Genomic DNA, 13,739 nt, shown 5'->3' on the forward strand with positions numbered 1-13,739 from the left:
GCCGCTCGGCGCCGCGGCGGTCGCCCTCGCGGAGCCGGGCGATGCCCACCTGCAGCGCGGCCTCGGTGTGCCCGGCCGCGGCGGCCCGCTCGTACCAGCCGAGCGCGGCCGCGTCCTCGCCGCGGCCCGCGTGCAGGATGCCCAGATTGAACGCGGCGTCCACGCTGCCCGCCTCGGCCGCCTTGGAGAACCAGGGCTGGGCGCCCGCGGTGTCGCCGACCTGCAGCAGCAGTACGGCGAGCGCATTGGCCGCCTCCCGGTGGCCCGCGTAGGCGGCGCGGCGGTACCACTGCTCGGCCTGGACGGTGCGTCCGCCCTCGGCGCAGAGCAGGCCGAGGTTGTACGCGCCGTTGACATCGCCCGCGTCCATCGCGGCCCGGTACCAGCGCTCGGCGGTCTGGGTCTCGCCGCGCTCGGCGTGCAGCGCGCCGAGGGCGTTGGCCGCGTTCCCGTCGCCGTCCTTGGCGGCGCGGTGCCACCACACCGAGGCGTTCTTCCGGTCGCCGGCGTCGCGCAGCAGGAAGCCGAGCGCGCACGCGGCGCGCGACTCGCCGTCCCTGGCCGCCGACAGGTACCAGCGGCCCGCCTCCTTCAGGTCGCCGCGCGCTTCGAGGATCACGCCGAGGTGCAGGGCGGCCCTGCGGTGCCCGCGCGCGGCGGCCTGCCGGAACCACTGCTCGATCTCCTCGGCGGGAGTGAGCCGTCGCACGCCGTCGGCCTCGGTACGGGCATCGGTGCTGGTGCCAGTGCTGGTGTCGGCGTCCGTGCGGGGCTCGGTGCCGGCGGCGGCCGTGGTGTCCGCGCCGACCACCAGGCGTGCGGAGTCCAGGAGTTCGCCGCCGAAGACGATCGCCTCGGCCGGGATCCGGCCGGACGGCGGGACCGCACGCCGCACCGCGGCCCTGCCGTGCAGGCCGGCCATGTCCGGGTCCTGGCCCGCGTCGACGGCCTGGCGCCGCTGCAGCACCCGGGCGAGCCGGTACGCGGCCTCGCGGTGGCCGCGCTCGGCGGCGGTACGCATCCAGCGCTCGGCCCCGACGTCACCGCGGTGCTCGAGGAGGTCGGCGAGCGCGTACGCACCGAGCGTGTGCCCCTGCTCGGCGGACTGGCGCAGCCAGTACTCGGCGGCCGGCTCGTCACCGCGCTCGCGGTGGTGCCGGCCGAGCGCGTGCGCGGCCGCGGAGGAGCCCGCGACGGCGGCGATGCGCCACCAGCCGGCCGCCTCGTCCGCGTATCCGCGCTGGTGGAGCAGGACGCCGAGATTGTTCGCCGCGGCCCGGTCGCCTTCCGCGGTGGCCGCGCGCAGATGGGGCTCCGCGCCGTCGAGATCGCCACGGCGCAGCAGCAGCGCGCCGAGCCTGCTCATCGCGGAGGTGTCGCCCGCCTCGGCGGCGGCACGGTGGCGTGCCTCCTCGACGGCCGTACCGGGCTCTTCCCGGACGGTCGACTGCGTAGTAAGTCGCCCTGTCTCCAACAGAGTTGCCTTGTCCCCCATAACGTCCATCGTCGCACCACCCGTCACCCGGGTACACCTGGTATAGCGCAGCCAGGGAGGTCACTTCAGCGTTTTGTCGACATGCCCACAGAGAGATAAGTCAAACACGGATCTCTCAACTCCCCGACGGCGGCGCGCTGATGGCGTACGCGGGGCGGCCCGGACGGCGCACGCACGTGTGCACGAAAGCCCCCACCGCCCCTGCGCGGGCACCCGCCCCCGCGCACGACGAAGGCCCGGATCCGATGAGGATCCGGGCCTTCGCCTTCAGTAGCGGGGACAGGATTTGAACCTGCGACCTCTGGGTTATGAGCCCAGCGAGCTACCGAGCTGCTCCACCCCGCGCCGTTGTGCTGAAACCGTACCACGGCGCGGAGGGCGGTCCCGACCAGCAGTTACGGCCGGGACCGCGCGGCTCAGGCCGAGCCGCCACCACCCTCCTCGTCGGCGGCATCGCCGCCTTCCTTGTCGGCGTTCCCGCCGCCCTTGTCGTTCTTGTCGTTCTTGTCGTTCTTGTCGTCGCCTGCCGCAGCCTCGGCGTCGGCAGCGCGCTGCAGGGCCTCCTGGAGGTCCTTCTGGGCGTCGCCGTAGGCCTTCCAGTCCTGCTTCTGCAGGGCCTTCTCACCGGCCTCGAGCGCGTCCTGCGCGTCCTGCAGGGCTTCCTTCACGGTGGGGTCGCTCGACGGTGGCGTATCGCCGGGATCCGTCGGTGGCGGCTCCGTGCCGTCCTCTGCCTGCTGCCCGAAGACCGCGTCGAAGCCCTCGGCGAGCGAGTTCTTGAACACGACCTCGCGGTTGTACGAGACGCCGACCTTCTTCAGGAGCGGGTAGTTGGCGCTGCCGCCCTTGACGTAGACCGGTTCGACGTACAGGAAGCCGTTGTTGAACGGGACGGTGAGCAGGTTTCCGTAGACGATGTCCGAGTCCGTACCTCTCAAGTTACGGACGAACTCGGCGACTTCCGGATCACCGTTCAGCTCACTCTGCACCTGTTGGGGACCTGGTACGTCGGACTTCACGTTGAGCACTCTTATGGTGCCGTACTCGTCGCTCGTCGCATCCGCGTCGACCGCCATGAACGCGCCCAGGTTGGGCCGTCCGTTGGGTGTGAAGGTCGTCGTCAGCGAGAACTTCTGCTGCTTCTGATCCGGCATCTTCAGGCTCAAGTAGTACGGCGGGACCGAGTTCTTGTCCTTGTTGGTCGGATCGTCCGGGACCTGCCAGACGTCGGAACCGCTGTAGAACTGCGCCGGGTTCTGCACGTGGTAGCGGGTCAGAAGCTCGCGCTGGACCTTGAACAGGTCCTGCGGGTAGCGCATGTGCTCCCGCAGCTCCGCGGAGATGTCACTCTTCTTCTCGACGGTGCCGGGGAACGCCTTCATCCAGGTCTTGAGGACGGGGTCCTTCTCGTCCCACTCGTAGAGCTTGACCTTGCCGTCGTACGCGTCGACGGTGGCCTTCACCGAGTTGCGGATGTAGTTGACCTGGTTCTGCTGGGCGACCACCGCGCGCTGGTTGTTCGCCGCGGTCAGCGAGTCGGCCGTGGTGTCGCCGAGCGTGGTGCGCGAGGCGTACGGATAGCCGTTGGTCGTGGTGTAGGCGTCGACGATCCACTGGATCCTGCCGTCGACCACGGCCGGGTAGGCGTCGCCGTCGATGGTGAGCCAGGGGGCCACCGCCTCGACGCGCTCCTTGGGTGTGCGGTTGTACAGGATCCGCGAGCCCTCGCCGATCGCTCCGGAGTACATGATCTGCGGCTCGCTGAACGAGACCGCGTACGCCGCCCGGTTGATCGGGTTGGAGAGGTTGACGCCGCTGTCGCCCTTGTAGCTGGTGGTCTGCTCGCCGTCGGCCTCGTAGTCGAGCTCCTTCTGCGGGCCGCCCACGATCGAGTACTGGCTGGTCTTCTCGCCGTAGTAGATCCGCTGCTCGTACTTCTGCTTGTCGAACTGGCCCTTGGTCGGCAGGCCCGACTCGGTGAACTCCGGGGCGCCGGCCGGGTCGGCCTTGGGGTCGGTGCCGGTGCCCTTGGCGGTGATCGCGCCGAAGCCGTGGGTGTACGTGAAGTGGTCGTTGATCCAGTTCCGCTTCGGGATGCCGTCGAGGTCGAGCTCGCGCAGACCGATGACGGTGTCCTGCTCCTTGCCGTCGGCGTCCTTGTACCGGTCGACGTCCAGGGTGCTCGGGAACTGGTAGTACTTACGCTCCCGCTGGAGCTGGTCGAAGGTCGGACCCACCACGTTCGGGTCGATCATGCGGTAGCTCGCCTGGGCGTCGGCCTCCTTGCGCTGGGCCTCCTTGGCGTCGCCCTCGGGCGCCGTCTTGCCCTTGCCCGAGTAGTCCTTGACCTGGGCGCCGTCGATTCCGTAGGCGTCGCGGGTGGCCTTGATGTTCTCCCGGATGTACGGGGCTTCCTTGGCCTGCTCGTTCGGCTCGACCTGGAACTTCTGGACGATGGCCGGGTAGAGGCCGCCGATCAGGATGGCGGAGAGCACCATCAGGCCGAAGCCGATCACCGGCAGCTGCCAGGTGCGGCGCCACAGCGTCGCGAAGAACAGCACGGCACAGATCGCCGCGATGCAGAACAGAATGGTCTTCGCCGGCAGATAGGCGTTGGCGTCGACGTACCTCAGGCCCGTCCAGTTGCCGGTGGCCTTGAAATCGCTGGACTTCACCGCCAAGCCGTACCGGTCCAGCCAGTACGCCACCGCCTTGAGCGTCACGAAGACACCGAGCAGCACCGAGAGATGGCCGGTGGCCGCGCCGGTGGCACGCGCGCCGGGGCTGGTCACCCGGAGACCGCCGTACAGGTAGTGCGTGACCGCGGCCGCGATCAGGGACAGCACGGCGGCCGCGAAGCCGAAGCCGAGCAGGAAGCGGTACCAGGGGAGGTCGAAGGCGTAGAAGGAGACGTCGAGTCCGAACTCGGGGTCCTTCTGGTTGAACGGCACGCCGTTGACCCACATGAGCCAGGTGCGCCACTGGCCCGACGCGGAGGCACCCGCGATGAGGCCGACAAGGGCGGTGATCCCGATCAGGATCCACTTCTTGTACGGCGCGATGCCCATGCGGTAGCGGTCGAGGCTCTGTTGCTCCATCGACATGGCGCTCAGGGGCGGCCTGAGGCGATGGGCCAGCCAGATGTTCACCCCCACGGCCGCCGCCATGAGCAGGCCGAAGACGAAGAACAGTCCGATCTTGGTCCACAGGGTGGTGGTGAAGACGGACGAGTACTCGACCGACCGATACCAGAGCCAGTCGGTCCAGAACCCTGCAAACATGACGAACGCCATGGCCAGTACGGCCAGGACGCCCAGCGTCATGAGCAGGGTCCGGGCCCGCCGGGAGGGTCGGCCCACTCTGATCCGTGGCCCCGTCGGGCCTCCGCCGCGGTCCGGCATCTGGAAAGCCAAGGTGCGCACCTCGAAGTTCGCTGTTGTTGGAGCAGGCTCCGCGATCGTAGAGCCCACTCATGCAACTTACTGAAGCTTTACTCAGTTCCCGATCCCGGGTACGAACCAGGCAGGATGTCGGTCATGCCCAACCACACTCCTTCCGGTTCCCCGATGGCCGCAAGTCCGCTCACCCGAGCCGTCCTCGAGATCGACGAATACGTCGCCGGTCTCGGCTGGGACCGGCCCGCACGTCTCTTCGCCCTGGTCGACACCGCCGCGCTGCGCGGCCAGGAGCCCTCGCTCGCCGATCGCCTCGGCCTCACCGGGGAGGAGGCCGAGGGCAATCTGACCCCGATCGAGCAGGAGGAACTGCCCGCGGGCAGCCCGCTCGACGAGTTCCTCGGCACCATCGCCTGGCCGGACGCGGTGGCCGGCTGCGCCCTGACGGTGGAGCGTCTGATGCTGCCGCCGAGCGCGGAGAGTTCGGTGCCCGAGGGCCTCGACGAGAGCGGCCTGAACCGCTGGGTCGCCGAGCATCCGGACCGTCAGGAGGTCCGTATGACCGTGGCGGTGCTGCGGGACGGGACCCGCGAGTCGGCGCTGCGGCTGCGCGAGAAGGACTCCTCGACGGAGGTCCTGACGGGGTCCGAACTGGTGCCGGGGCTCGCGGAGGCGTTGGCGGCCACGTTCGCCTGAAGGGGCGCCGCCGGCGCCCCGGGCGTCAGCGCCGTTCAGCTCGCGGAGCACCGGGGCAGGTCCCCGGTGCGGCCCGCGGCGATGTCCTCGAGGGAGTCACGGGCGTCGTCGATCGTCTTGACCTTGACCAGGGTGAGTCCATCGGGGGTGTCCTTGGCGGCGGTCGCGCAGTTGTCCTCGGGGGTGAGGAAGTACTGCGCGCCCTTCTTGCGCGCGCCGACGGTCTTCATCGAGATGCCGCCGATCGGCCCGACCTTGCCGGCCTCGTCGATGGTGCCGGTGCCGGCCACGAACTTTCCACCCGTCAGATCCTTGGGTGTCAGTTTGTCGACAATGCCGAGGGCGAACATGAGGCCGGCGCTCGGTCCGCCGACGTCGGCGAGCTTGATGTCGATGTCGAACGGGAAGGTGTGGTCGGTCCCGGCCTGGATGCCGACCACGGCCCGTCCGTCGTCCTCGGCGGCCTCCGTGGTGACGGAGACGTCCTTGCTGCCGGTGGGTTCCTTGCCGGCCTTCTCGGCGGCGGCCGCCTCCTTGGCCGGGATCACGGTGAACTTCACGCGCTCGCCCGGCTTGTGACCGGTGACGGCCTTGACCACGTCCTGCGGCTTGCCGATCTTCCTGCCGTCGACGGACTTGATCACGTCACCGGCGTGCAGCCGTCCCTGGGACGGGCTGTCCTTCACGACGCTCGCCACGACGACCCTGGTCTGCACCGGGATGTCCAGTTCCTGGAGGGCGGCGACCTTGGCGCTCTCCTGGGACTGGCTGAATTCCTCGGCGTTCTCCTGGGTCGACTCCTCCTCGGTCTTGCCGTCCGGATAGAGGGTGTCGTGCGGCACCACGATGTTGTCGTGGCCGAGCCAGCCGACCATCGCCTGCACCACGTTCATGTTGTACTCGGCGCTGGTGACCCGGACGGTGGTCATGTTGAGGTGGCCCGACGTGGGATACGTCTTGCGGCCGGAGATCTGCAGGACCGGTTCGCCGCCGTGGTCGCCGAGGGTGTTCACCGTCGGGCCCGGGGTCATCTCCGAGTACGGGACCTTGATCAGCAGGCCCGCGCAGAGCAGCGCGATCAGCAGCAGCGTGGAGGTGAGCATGGTCGCGGTGCGGCGTGGCATGGAACGACAGTACGGGACAAGGCTGTGAGTCCACCGCCCGGGCCGGTCCGTACGGGATGCGGAGTCCTGCGGATGATCCGCGGGCTCCGGAGCACCGCTCAGATCGCGTCCGGCGAAGTGTCGGCCGTCTCGGCCTTCTCCATCGCGGCGCGGAATCTGGCGTATCCGTCGAGCTCGGCGACGTCCTCCGTACGGCGGTTACGAGCCGCCCAACTGCCCCACGTGCCCGCTCCGATCGCAGCGATGAGCGGAATCAGCAACCACGCGAGTGCTGCCACGCCGACCTCCCGACCCCATGTGCGAGCGCAACTGACTGATCAGCAGATTAACCAATCTCACTGACAACGCTCACCGCAGGGGGGCGGTTACGCAACTCGAGTCGCACTGCGGGGAGTCAGCCCACCCGGGGGCAGCGCCTCGTGGGTCGGCCTTCGGGGAGTCAGCAGGCGCCGACCCATTCCTCCGTGCCGTCCGAGAACTGCTGGTGCTTCCAGATCGGCACCTCGTGCTTGAGGTCGTCGATGAGCTTGCGGCAGGCCTCGAACGCCTCCGCGCGGTGCGGACAGGACACGGCGACGATCACCGCCGCGTCGCCGACCGCCAGCTCACCCACCCGGTGGACGGCCGCAAGGGCACGGACCGGGTGGTCGGCCACCACCTTCTCTGCGACGCGGCGCAGCTCGGCCTGCGCCGTGGGGTGGCTGGAGTAGCCGAGGGCGTCCACGTCCTGGCCGCCGTCGTGATTGCGGACGGTGCCCACGAAGAAGGCGGTGCCGCCGGCCGCCGCGTCCTGGACGGCGGCGTGCACCTCGTCGAGGGAGAGCGGGGTGTCGCGGATCGCGAGCAGCCGGATCGGGTCCGCTGCGGCCTGCTCGCCTGGGTGGTCGTACCGTGCTGCCATGCCGACCATGGTGCCGCACCGCACCGACATCGCGGAACAGCGCGATGCACCGGCAGGGGCGGGGCACCGTCGGAGGTTCCTCCGACTCCGTACGCAGAGGCACCCCTCACGTCACGCGCGCGTGGGGGTGCCTTTCGCCGACGCAAACGTGGTGCACGCGCGCGATGCAGGCTCCGGTGGTGACGGCTCGGTCTGTCTGATGGTGGCGGCTGAGTCAGATGCCTCGGCGCCGACGGGCCCGGCGGACCACGGCCGCGGCGCCGAGCAGGGCCACGGTGGCGCCCGCCGCGCCTGCCGCTCCGGCGACGGTGGCGTCCTTGCGGCCGAGCCTGCGGCCGGCCACGGTGTGCCGTCCTTCGACCTCGTCGAGGAGCTCGGCGAGCACCTCCTCGTTGGTCCACTGCGGCCGCCAGCCCGCGTCGTGCAGCCTGCTGACGCTGACCACCCACGGGTGCATCGTGTAGGCGAGGTCACCGGCGGGCGACGGGGTGAGGCCGATGCGGTGCAGCCGGGCGGCGGCACCGAGGGCGACCGTGGAGGGCAGTTCCATCCGCCGGATGCCGCTGAGTTCCTCGATCTCCTCCTGCTCGAGCCAGCCGTCGCAGCCGACGGCGAGCTCGCCCTCGACCTTCTCCAGGGCGGCGTATTCGAGGGCCGTGCACAGGTCGTCGACGTGGCAGAACTGCCAGACGGGCCGTGAACCGGCCACCACAAGGAGCCGCGGTGACTCGAAGTACCTGGTCAGCGCAGTGTCGATGCCGCCGACCAGAACGGTGGGCCGCACCACGGTGACGTTCAGGCCGGGATGCGCGCGCGGCGCTCGGCGGGCGAGCCGCTCGATCTCCAGGAGGTCGCCGACGCCGGTGGCCTCTGCCGTCGCCTTCAGCTCGGCGTCCTCGGACAGCGGCAGCTCGTTGTCCGGCAGCGCCCCGTAGACCATCGCCGAGGTGCACAGGACGACGCGGCGCACGCCGGCGGCCGCCGCCGCGGTCAGTACGGTCTGCGTTCCCCGCACGTTGAAGGCGGTGCGGGCCGTCGGCTCCGATTCGAGGTCGAGATCGAGGGCGAGGTGGACGACGACGTCGACGCCGCGGAGTTTCGCGGCGATGGCCGGGTCGCGCACGTCGAGGATGTGCCATTGCACGTCGGCGCAGTCGCCGCGGCGCTCGTCGATGGCGACGACCTCTTTGATCTCATCCGATGCGGCGAGCCGCTCGATCAGCCGGGCGCCGACGCCTGACCCGGCGCCGGTGACCGCGACGACGGGGCCCCGCGTCGATGGGGTTGAGTGGTTTCGCGCTGCGCGAACCTGCGGATCTGGGGAACTCACCGGGCGTCTCCAGCGGTTGTCTTCAGTACGTACGTGAACGACGCGTACGGACCAGGTGGCGTCCATCCTGCCGCAGCGAGCGCGGCGGCGAAGCACCGAGCCCCGAAGCGGCCACGGTGTCTACGCTGGGTGGCACAGTCGGGCAGTCGCCGTCGGCATTCGGCCGGCGGCCCTACGAGCCGAGGATTCCCGTGAGTGACACCCCATTCGGATTCGGCCTTCCGCCGGAGGAGCCGGACGACGGCGACGAGGGCAAGAAGAAGGACACCCCCGGTGGCGGACAGGGCGCCGGCGGCACGCCGAACAACCCGTTCGGTTTCGGAGGGCTGCCCGGCAGCGGCGGCGGTGACAACCCGTTCGCGGCGATGTTCGGTTCGATGAATCCGAACGACCTGGGTGCCGCCTTCCAGCAGCTCGGCCAGATGCTGTCCTACGAGGGCGGCCCGGTGAACTGGGACATGGCCAAGCAGATCGCGCGCCAGACGGTGTCCCAGGGCACCCAGGACGGCACGAAGGATGCCAGTGTCGGCCCCGCGGAGCGCGCTTCCGTCGACGAGGCGGTGCGCCTTGCCGATCTGTGGCTGGACGGCGTGACGTCGCTGCCTTCGGGTGCGGGCAGCGCGGTGGCCTGGTCGCGGGCGGAGTGGGTCGAGGCGACCCTGCCGGTGTGGAAGGAGCTCGTCGATCCGGTCGCCGAGCGGGTCGGCTCGGCGATGGGTGACGTACTTCCCGAGGAGATGCAGGCCATGGCGGGCCCGCTGCTCGGCATGATGCGTTCGATGGGCGGCGCCATGTTCGGTCAGCAGATCGGGCAGGCGCTCGGTGTGCTGGCGGGCGAGGTCGTCGGTTCCACCGACATCGGCCTGCCGCTCGGCCCGGCCGGCAAGGCAGCGCTCCTTCCGGTGAACATGGGCGCGTTCGGCAAGGACCTGGGCGTCCCGCAGGACGAGGTCCGGCTCTATCTGGCGCTGCGTGAGGCGGCCCATCAGCGGCTGTTCGCACATGTGCCGTGGCTGCGCTCGCATCTGTTCGGCGCCGTCGAGGGCTATGCGCGGGGCATCAAGGTCGACACCAGCAAGCTGGAGGACGTAGTCGGCCAGCTCGACCCGTCGAATCCGGAGCAGCTGCAGGACGCCCTGCAGCAGGGCATGTTCCAGCCGGAGGACACCCCGCAGCAGAAGGCGGCCCTGGCCCGCCTGGAGACCGCGCTCGCGCTGGTCGAGGGCTGGGTGGACGCGGTCGTGCACGCGGCGGCGAAGGACAGGCTGTCCTCGGCGGCGGCGTTGCGCGAGACGCTGCGCCGCCGGCGCGCTTCGGGCGGTCCCGCCGAGCAGACGTTCGCCACGCTGATCGGGCTCGAGCTGCGTCCGCGCCGGCTGCGGGACGCCTCGCGGCTGTGGGCGTCGCTCACGGACGCGCGCGGTGTGGACGGCCGGGACGGGCTGTGGGCGCACCCGGACATGCTGCCGACGGCGGAGGACCTGGACGACCCGGACGGCTTTGTGCACCGTGAGCACCTGGACTTCTCCGAGATCGACAAGATGCTGGGCGAGGCCGCGGGCGGCAAGGCGGACCTCCGCAAGGGTGAGGACGCCTCCGCGGGCGACTCCGACGCCGGCTCCGGCTCCGGCGGCGCCGCCTCGGGCGACTCGTCCACGGATCCGGGAAGCGAGGACGGCGGCAGGAGCGGCGAGGGCCGTGACGGGGACGGTTCGTGAGCCTGCACGACGACGCGGAGCTCGTCCTCAAGGCGTACGACTCCCAGGACGAGCTGCGCCGCCTGTATCTGGATCATCTTGCCGCGCACCCGGACGGCATGTGGAAGGCCTGCTCGGCCGGTCATCTCACGGCGAGCGCCCTGGTGATCGATCCGGCGGGCGGCCGGGTCCTGCTCACGCTGCACAGGAAGCTGCGGATGTGGCTGCAGATGGGCGGCCACTGCGAGCCGGGGGACAGCACGCTCGCCGCGGCCGCGCTGCGCGAGGCGGGCGAGGAGTCCGGCATCGAGGGTCTGAGCCTGCTGCCGGGCGGCCCCGTGCTCCTCGACCGGCATCGGATTCCCGCGCCCTGCCACTGGCACCTGGATGTGCAGTACGCGGCGATCGCCCCGCCCGGCGCGGTGGAGGTGATCAGCGACGAGTCCCTGGACCTGCGCTGGTTCGCCTACGACGAGGTGGCGGAGGTGGGCGATGCCTCGGTGGTGGCTCTGACGGCGGCCGCCCGGGAGCGCGCGGGGGTCTGACCCTCCGGGGCGCGGGCGCTCGGACTGAGCGGTAAGGGGCGGCCGCCATGGCGGCCGCCCCTTACTCGACGCGCTTCATCTGCTTCGCGCGCGGGTCACTCCCAGGCGCTGCCCCGGTTCTGACCGCGTGCGCCGTGCTGGCCCATGCCGTACTGGGCGGCGACCCCGTGCAGCTGGACGTTCTGCGGCGGGAGCACTTCGCTGNCGCGTGCGCCGTGCTGGCCCATGCCGTACTGGGCGGCGACCCCGTGCAGCTGGACGTTCTGCGGCGGGAGCACTTCGCTGGGCTGGACCAGGGCGAAGCCCTCGCCCATGAAGCTGAGTTCCCAGCCCTCGCCGGTGTTGCCACGCCGTCGGCGTACCCCGGAGCTGTGGGTCTGTGCCTGCATCTGGACCCGCAGTGAGTTGGACCAGGCGACGATCGCGTCCGCGTCGGCGTTGACGTACTTGTCCGGCGTGACCTGCATCATCAGTGGCTGGCCCGAGGTCATCAGGGCGACCTTGCCGCTGCCGGAGATGTTCAGCTGGTACTTGCCGGAGCCGGAGATTCCGAACTGGCTGTCCACCGCGACGACTTCGGTGTGCAGGACGGAGTCCATCGCGAGGACGTAGGCGCTGTCGACGGTGAGGCCGCGCTGGTCCACGTCGACGATGTGCACGTACTGCGCGAGGTTCGCCAGATAGACCGTGCCCTGGCCGGAGCAGCGCATCAGGTCGAGGCCCTCGCCGGTGTTGGCGCGGGCGCGCTGCTGGCCGGGGGTCCGGTACTCGCCGTCGAATTCGATGAGGCCCTGGTAGGCGACCATCGCGCCCTTGCGGGCGAGGACGTCGTCGTGGCCCTCGAGGGCGACGCGCAGCAGCTGCGGATTCTGCGGCGCGTACCGCTCCTGGGTCTGCTGCTCGGTGTAGGCAAAAAGCGGGCTCTGCATGTGTCTTCGCTCCCCCTAGCCCCGTACCCGGAGGCGGTCTGTGCTGTCCTCGCTCGGCTGTACGACGACGATGCCCTGCCCGGAGAACGCCATCTGGTACGCCTCGCCGCTGCCCCGGCCGATCATCGAGGTGGCCTTGAAGCTGCGCTTGCCCTTGACCTTGAGATTGGGCGACCAGGCGACGAGGGCGTCCGGATCGACGTATGTCTCGTCCTCGCCGCGTCCGCAGTCGACGACGATCGGGGTGCCGCGCGAGGTGAGGGCGACCCATCCCTGGCCGGCCACCTGGATGTTCCACAGGCCCTGGCCGGCGAACTTGGCGAGGCCCTTGACCCGTTCGACGCCCCACTGCAGGGAGGCGTCGAAGGCGAGCAGATTGGTGCCGTTGACCGACAGGGCGTCGCCGTTGAGATTGATCACGACGACGTCCGCGCCGTAGTCGGCGAGGTAGAGCAGGCCGTCGCCGCTGGCCTTCATCAGGGGGGTGCCTTCGCCGGTGATCCAGGCGCCGGCGATCTGCCGGACGGCCGGCGGATTGGGCTCGTACTGGACGAAGCCCTCGTAGGCGACCATCGAGCCGGTGCGGGCGTAGAGGTCCTGGCCGCTCTGCATGGCGACCTTGACCATGCTGGCGCCGTGGTTCTCCATGCGGGCCGTGACGGGGGCCGGGGCGAAGCCCGCGAGCTGCTGATTCATGACTTCGCTCCCTCAGATCTCGTAGGGCTGGACGACGATGAAGTTCCCGGGGGCGCCGCGGAACTGGAGGTTCACGGTCTCGCCGCTGTGGCCCGGGAAGGCCTGCCTGCGCAGCCGCACCTGACTGGAGATGATCACCTGTGCGGCGGCCGACCAGGCCACCACCGCATTGGCGTCGGCGAAAGTCGTGGGCGTCACCGGCAGTACGACCGGCGTTCCGTGCGTCTTGACGACGATCGTGCCGGTGCCCTGGAACTGCATGGTGAACAGGGCGCCGCCGGGGATGCCGTGTCCCTCGATCCGGCGGACCTCGTGCTGCAGGGACTCGTCGAACGCCAGGACATTCTCCGCGGAGACGCAGACCGCGTCGCCCTGGAGCTCGATGGGGTGCAGATACGACTCGTTCTCGGCGAGGAAGACCTGGCCGCGGCCGGTGCAGCGCATCAGCTGCATCTCCTGGCCGGTGGCGTTGCCGACGATTCGGCCCGCGAAGCCGGCGCCCTTGTAGCTGAAGTCGACCTTGCCCTGGTAGAGCACCATGCTGCCCTGGCGGGCGAGCACCGGCTGGCCGTCGGCGCCGAGGTCGACGCGAACCAGCTGCTTGTTCTGCTGGGTCCAGCGCTGGCCGTTGGGCGCCTCGCGGTACTTCTCGAGCGCGGCCGCGATTCCGGGGCCGGTGGCGGGGGCACCCAGTGGTGCACCGTACGGCGACGGGGCGCCGGGCTGGCCGGGGAACTGGCCGCCGGGCGGCTGGCCGTACCCGGGCGGCGCGGTTTGCCGGCCGGGGCCGGGCTGTGGCTGACCGTAGCCCGGAGGCGGCGGCGCCTGACCGGGCACCTGGCCGAACTGCGGCTGCTGCGGCGGCTGTCCGGGCTGCCCGTACGGGGCGGGGGCCGGGGCCGGCGGGGGCGGAACGGCGCCGCCCGGCGGG

11 protein-coding genes, 1 tRNA gene and 2 pseudogenes are annotated in these 13,739 nt (G+C 70.5%); 3 read left to right on the forward strand and 11 right to left on the reverse strand.

Annotation, left to right across the window (positions count from 1 at the left end; genetic code table 11):
• The 3 genes from DY218_RS12760 to DY218_RS12770 form a co-directional block, all read right to left on the reverse strand.
• The coding region (locus DY218_RS12760; protein WP_147336139.1) for a tetratricopeptide repeat protein at positions 1 to 1,504 on the reverse strand (1,504 nt) is incomplete at its 3' end.
• Between the two features lie 262 nt (positions 1,505 to 1,766).
• A tRNA-Met gene (locus DY218_RS12765) sits at positions 1,767 to 1,840 on the reverse strand.
• 71 nt (positions 1,841 to 1,911) lie between these two features.
• Positions 1,912 to 4,896 (reverse strand): UPF0182 family membrane protein, encoded by a 2,985-nt coding sequence (locus DY218_RS12770; protein ID WP_128556112.1) that lies wholly within the window; start codon positions 4,894 to 4,896, stop codon positions 1,912 to 1,914.
• Positions 4,897 to 5,031: 135 nt separating this feature from the next.
• Between DY218_RS12770 and DY218_RS12775 the strand changes: the two genes are divergently transcribed.
• Positions 5,032 to 5,586, forward strand: a complete 555-nt coding sequence (locus DY218_RS12775; RefSeq protein WP_128556103.1) for a PPA1309 family protein — start codon at positions 5,032 to 5,034, stop codon at positions 5,584 to 5,586.
• Positions 5,587 to 5,621: 35 nt separating this feature from the next.
• On the opposite strand, the gene DY218_RS12780 is transcribed toward DY218_RS12775, so the two are convergent.
• The 4 genes from DY218_RS12780 to DY218_RS12795 all read right to left on the reverse strand — a co-directional run bounded on the left by DY218_RS12780 (position 5,622) and on the right by DY218_RS12795 (position 8,941).
• A complete protein-coding gene (locus DY218_RS12780) occupies positions 5,622 to 6,710 on the reverse strand; it encodes a YlbL family protein (protein WP_128556104.1) in 1,089 nt (362 codons plus the stop codon).
• Between the two features lie 98 nt (positions 6,711 to 6,808).
• Positions 6,809 to 6,988, reverse strand: coding sequence for a hypothetical protein (locus tag DY218_RS12785; protein WP_128556105.1), 180 nt, complete (start codon positions 6,986 to 6,988; stop codon positions 6,809 to 6,811).
• 161 nt (positions 6,989 to 7,149) lie between these two features.
• Positions 7,150 to 7,611: a molybdenum cofactor biosynthesis protein MoaE gene (locus tag DY218_RS12790; protein ID WP_128556106.1), complete on the reverse strand. Its 462-nt coding sequence runs from the start codon at positions 7,609 to 7,611 to the stop codon at positions 7,150 to 7,152.
• A 214-nt stretch (positions 7,612 to 7,825) separates the two neighbouring features.
• On the reverse strand, positions 7,826 to 8,941 hold the full coding sequence (locus DY218_RS12795) for an SDR family oxidoreductase (RefSeq protein WP_128556107.1): 1,116 nt from the start codon (positions 8,939 to 8,941) through the stop codon (positions 7,826 to 7,828).
• Between the two features lie 191 nt (positions 8,942 to 9,132).
• Between DY218_RS12795 and DY218_RS12800 the strand changes: the two genes are divergently transcribed.
• On the forward strand, positions 9,133 to 10,659 hold the full coding sequence (locus tag DY218_RS12800; RefSeq protein WP_128556108.1) for a zinc-dependent metalloprotease: 1,527 nt from the start codon (positions 9,133 to 9,135) through the stop codon (positions 10,657 to 10,659).
• Positions 10,656 to 11,183, forward strand: coding sequence for an NUDIX hydrolase (locus DY218_RS12805; protein ID WP_128556109.1), 528 nt, complete (start codon positions 10,656 to 10,658; stop codon positions 11,181 to 11,183). The genes DY218_RS12800 and DY218_RS12805 overlap by 4 nt, the downstream gene beginning before the upstream one ends.
• A gap of 95 nt (positions 11,184 to 11,278) precedes the next feature.
• Here DY218_RS12805 and DY218_RS35705 read toward each other — a convergent pair.
• From DY218_RS35705 to DY218_RS12820, 4 genes and pseudogenes are all read right to left on the reverse strand, one after another.
• A pseudogene (locus DY218_RS35705) lies at positions 11,279 to 11,387 on the reverse strand (AIM24 family protein); the annotation flags it as partial.
• Between the two features lies 1 nt (position 11,388).
• A pseudogene (locus DY218_RS12810) lies at positions 11,389 to 12,112 on the reverse strand (AIM24 family protein); the annotation flags it as partial.
• A gap of 15 nt (positions 12,113 to 12,127) precedes the next feature.
• Positions 12,128 to 12,808: an AIM24 family protein gene (locus DY218_RS12815; RefSeq protein WP_128556111.1), complete on the reverse strand. Its 681-nt coding sequence runs from the start codon at positions 12,806 to 12,808 to the stop codon at positions 12,128 to 12,130.
• A gap of 12 nt (positions 12,809 to 12,820) precedes the next feature.
• Positions 12,821 to 13,739: AIM24 family protein (locus tag DY218_RS12820; protein ID WP_147336140.1), on the reverse strand; the 919-nt coding region annotated here is incomplete at its 5' end.

Origin of the sequence: Streptomyces triticagri (assembly GCF_003429565.1) — a bacterium.
GTDB classification, from domain to species: domain Bacteria; phylum Actinomycetota; class Actinomycetes; order Streptomycetales; family Streptomycetaceae; genus Streptomyces; species Streptomyces triticagri.